Below are 3,645 nucleotides of genomic sequence, written 5' to 3' on the forward strand. Positions count from 1 at the left end.
TTTAAGGTTGGAGACAATCAGCGCCCGGAACGGAGCATGTCCGGTGTCGAAAACCTCTGCCTGAGTGTTCCGTCCCCGGCGAAAAACTGACCCGGGGAAGTAGGCGGAATCAATTGCGGAGGGGACCTGGGAGTCCGCCGGTGCTTAGCGAGGTCCTTCACGAGCTTAGCACTCCGATGCGCACTCCAAAGAGTGCAAACGGTCCCCGCAGCAATTCATTCCGGCCGAATTCCCCCCTCACAACCAAACTTCCCACGGGGACGGAAGTCTCAGTCACCCCTTCACCACCCCGGACATGGTCCGTTCCGGACGCGTCCTCCACACTCAGTTAAATCTCCATATATTTTAGTAACAGCGACCTGTCTGAACTGTTACGGCAGATGAGCGATTTCTTCCTATTAAAAAAGAAAACCTTGCACTTTATTGAAAAAGGTGTTATACTAAACAAGATAACATAATAGACTGACTAGAGAGAGTGGACGGATGTCCACTCTTTCACTTTGTGCAAAGCCCGGTTTTCAATGCTGAGGGAAAAGATATGTGTGGAGATAAAAAGTCAGTTACCTGCTTAAAAAGGTGGTGTAGATATGACAAAAAGAGAACAGTACGAAGCAAAAGTAGAGGCATGGCTCCTTCCGGTTTTAGAGGAACACCATTTTGAACTGGTGGACGTGGAATATGTCAGGGAGGTCGGAGTATGGTATCTGCGTGCTTATATTGACAAAGAGGGCGGTATCGCCGTTGACGACTGTGAGATTATCAGCAGAAAACTCGGTGAATGGCTTGATAAGGAAGACTTTATAGATGACAGCTATATTCTGGAGGTTAGCTCCCCCGGACTTGGCAGGCCGCTTAAGAAGGAAAAAGACTTCGTCAGGAGCATGGGCAAGGATGTGGAGGTAAGGCTTTACAAGCCTCTTAACAAGCAGAAGGAATATACGGGGGCGCTGAAGTCCTATGATGCAGATACGGTTACAATTACATTAGAAGACGGCAATGATCTGATATTTGCAAAAGCAGATATTGCTTTAATACGTCTGGCCTTTGATTTTTAGACGGTAGGAGGATAAAAGAAAATGAATAAAGAGTTGATTGAAGCGTTAAACGTGCTGGAGAAGGAAAATAATATCAGCAAAGATATTCTTCTGGAGGCAATTGAAAATTCTTTACTGACAGCCTGCAAAAACCACTTTGGAAAGGCAGATAATGTAAAGGTTACGATCAACAGGGAAACCGGTGATTTTTCCGTTTATGCCGAGAAAGAAGTCGTTGAGAGCGTGGAAGATCCGATGCTGCAAATCAGTCTTGCTGAAGCAAAGATGATGAACGGCAGATACGATCTGGGCGACATCGTCCATGTACAGATTAACTCCAAAGAGTTCGGACGAATTGCTACACAGAATGCCAAGAACGTGATTCTCCAGAAAATCCGTGAAGAAGAAAGAAAGGCCCTGTTCAATGACTGGTACTGCAAAGAAAAGGATGTTGTCACAGGAATTGTACAGCGCTATGTAAACCGTAATATCTGTATCGACCTCGGAAAGATAGATGCGATTTTAAATGAAAGCGAGCAGGTAAAAGGTGAGGTATTCAAACCGACAGAGCGTATCAAACTGTATGTTCTGGAAGTAAAGGATACCAATAAAGGACCGAGGATCACCGTTTCGAGAACGCATCCTGATTTGGTAAAACGACTTTTTGAATCGGAAGTGGCTGAGGTCAAGGACGGAACTGTCGAGATCAAAGCGATTGCCCGGGAGGCAGGTTCCAGAACTAAGATTGCAGTGTATTCCAACAACCCGGATGTGGATCCGGTAGGAGCCTGTGTAGGACTGAACGGAGCCAGGGTGAATGCAATCGTCAGTGAGCTTCGCGGTGAGAAGATTGATATCATCAACTGGGATGAGAATCCGGCTTACCTGATTGAGAATGCCCTGAGTCCGGCAAAGGTTATCTTTGTCGCGGCCGATGAGGACGCGAGGGAAGCACAGGTAATTGTACCTGACTACCAGCTTTCACTGGCGATTGGTAAAGAAGGACAGAATGCGAGACTGGCAGCCAGGCTGACCGGGTACAAGATTGATATTAAGAGTGAGACACAGGCAAGAGAATCCGGACTTCTGGATGACTTGGAGCTGGGATATGAGCAGGGCTTTGAGGGATATGCCGAGGAACCCTTTGACAGTTTCAGCGAAGAAGCCGGTGCGGATGAGAATCACGCAGAGGAAGACGGCACGGCAGCTTTCGGGGATGTGGATTTTGCAGGCAATGAGGCAGAGGAAGGCCTCGGGGAGGAAAACTACCAGGAGCAGTAAGATTTGACGGGCGTCATTAAAGAAAAAGAAGATTGGGAAGTGAGAAACGTTGAGTACAAAAAAAATACCGCAGAGACAGTGCATCGGGTGCGGAGAGATGAAGAATAAGAAAGAAATGCTCCGGGTACTGAAAACAACCGATGATCAGATTATAATTGATGCCACAGGCAGGAAAAACGGCCGCGGCGCCTATATCTGTCCATCTAAGGACTGCTATAAAAAAGCGGTGAAGAATAAAGGACTGGAGCGTTCTCTGAAAATGGCCATTCCAAAGGAAGTATATGAAGCACTTGAAAAGGAGATGGACAATATTGGAGAACAGTGAAAAAATATTGAACCTTTTGGGCCTGGCAACAAAGGCGGGCAAAATCGCAAGCGGTGAGTTTGCTGCTGAGAAAGCGGTGAAAAGCGGAAAGGCTCATTTGGTGATTGTATCGGAAGAAGCATCGGACAATACCAGAAAGATGTTCCAGAATATGTGTACTTACTACAAGGTCCCGATTTACTTTTTCGGAAAGAAAGAAGAACTGGGGCACGCAATGGGAAAAGAGATGCGGGCATCTCTGGCCTTACTGGATGCAGGTTTTTCCAAGGCACTCGTGAAACAGATGGAGCTGAACGGAGGTAGTGAGTATGAGAGTTAACGAATTATCAAAAGAACTGGGTAAAACCAATAAAGAAGTTCTAGAAATATTACAGAAGAATCAGTTTGATGTCAAAAGCCATGCATCCAGCATTTCAGATGACCAGGCAGCTATTGTCAGAAGAACATTGGGCGCAGGGCATGCATCACAAAGGGCGGTGACGCCGGTGACGGAGACTTCAAAACCAGGTACAGGAAAGGCGGAAACTAAGCGAGTGGAAGAAATCAGGAAAGAGCCAGTAAAGGCAGAAATAAAAGAAGCAGAAACAAAAGCAGCATCTGACAGGACAGAAGGACCGGCTGAACCGCCGAAGAAAAGAATTGCGGCAGTATACCGCCCACAGAACAGTACTCAGATGAGAAATAACCGTCCGGCAGGCCAGAGTTACGGCGGCAGCCGTCCTCAGCAGCCGGGCCGTGTACAGGGAGCCGGAAACCAGGCTCAGGAAAGACCGGTTCAGGCTCAGAGCGTGCCGGGTACACCGAAGCCGGCAGCCGCGCAGCCCCAGACAACGGCTCCGGCAGCTTCACAGGCAGCAGCTCCGCAGTCACCGGCAGCGGCTCCGGCAGCGCAGAGCAGCGGCTACCAGGGAAACCGTGACGGTCAGAGCAGCGGCTATCAGGGAAACCGTGACGGCCAGAGCGGCGGTTACCAGGGAAACCGTGACGGTCAGAGGACCGGAGGCT

5 protein-coding genes are annotated in these 3,645 nt (G+C 48.5%); all 5 read left to right on the top strand.

What is annotated here, in order from left to right; all coding sequences use genetic code 11:
• Positions 1-587 precede the first annotated feature (587 nt).
• Positions 588-1,055 carry a ribosome maturation factor RimP gene (gene rimP / locus CLOSYM_RS02660; protein ID WP_003501330.1) on the top strand — a complete coding sequence of 156 codons (468 nt, stop codon included), beginning with the start codon at positions 588-590 and terminating at the stop codon, positions 1,053-1,055.
• 21 nt (positions 1,056-1,076) lie between these two features.
• Complete coding sequence (nusA, locus tag CLOSYM_RS02665) at positions 1,077-2,315, top strand: transcription termination factor NusA (protein ID WP_003501332.1); 1,239 nt, start codon at positions 1,077-1,079, stop codon at positions 2,313-2,315.
• A 49-nt stretch (positions 2,316-2,364) separates the two neighbouring features.
• Entirely contained in the window at positions 2,365-2,640 is a 276-nt protein-coding gene (rnpM, locus tag CLOSYM_RS02670) for an RNase P modulator RnpM (protein ID WP_003508382.1), read from the top strand.
• The gene (locus CLOSYM_RS02675; protein WP_416906657.1) at positions 2,597-2,959 is read left to right on the top strand and encodes a L7Ae/L30e/S12e/Gadd45 family ribosomal protein; all 363 of its coding nucleotides are present in this window, start codon (positions 2,597-2,599) and stop codon (positions 2,957-2,959) included. Before rnpM ends, CLOSYM_RS02675 begins: the two co-directional genes overlap by 44 nt.
• Positions 2,949-3,645, top strand: a 697-nt coding sequence (locus CLOSYM_RS02680) for a translation initiation factor IF-2 N-terminal domain-containing protein (protein WP_021640849.1), incomplete at its 3' end; no start/stop codon positions are given. The genes CLOSYM_RS02675 and CLOSYM_RS02680, both read left to right, overlap by 11 nt.

The organism is [Clostridium] symbiosum ATCC 14940, assembly GCF_000466485.1.
Lineage (GTDB): Bacteria > Bacillota > Clostridia > Lachnospirales > Lachnospiraceae > Otoolea > Otoolea symbiosa.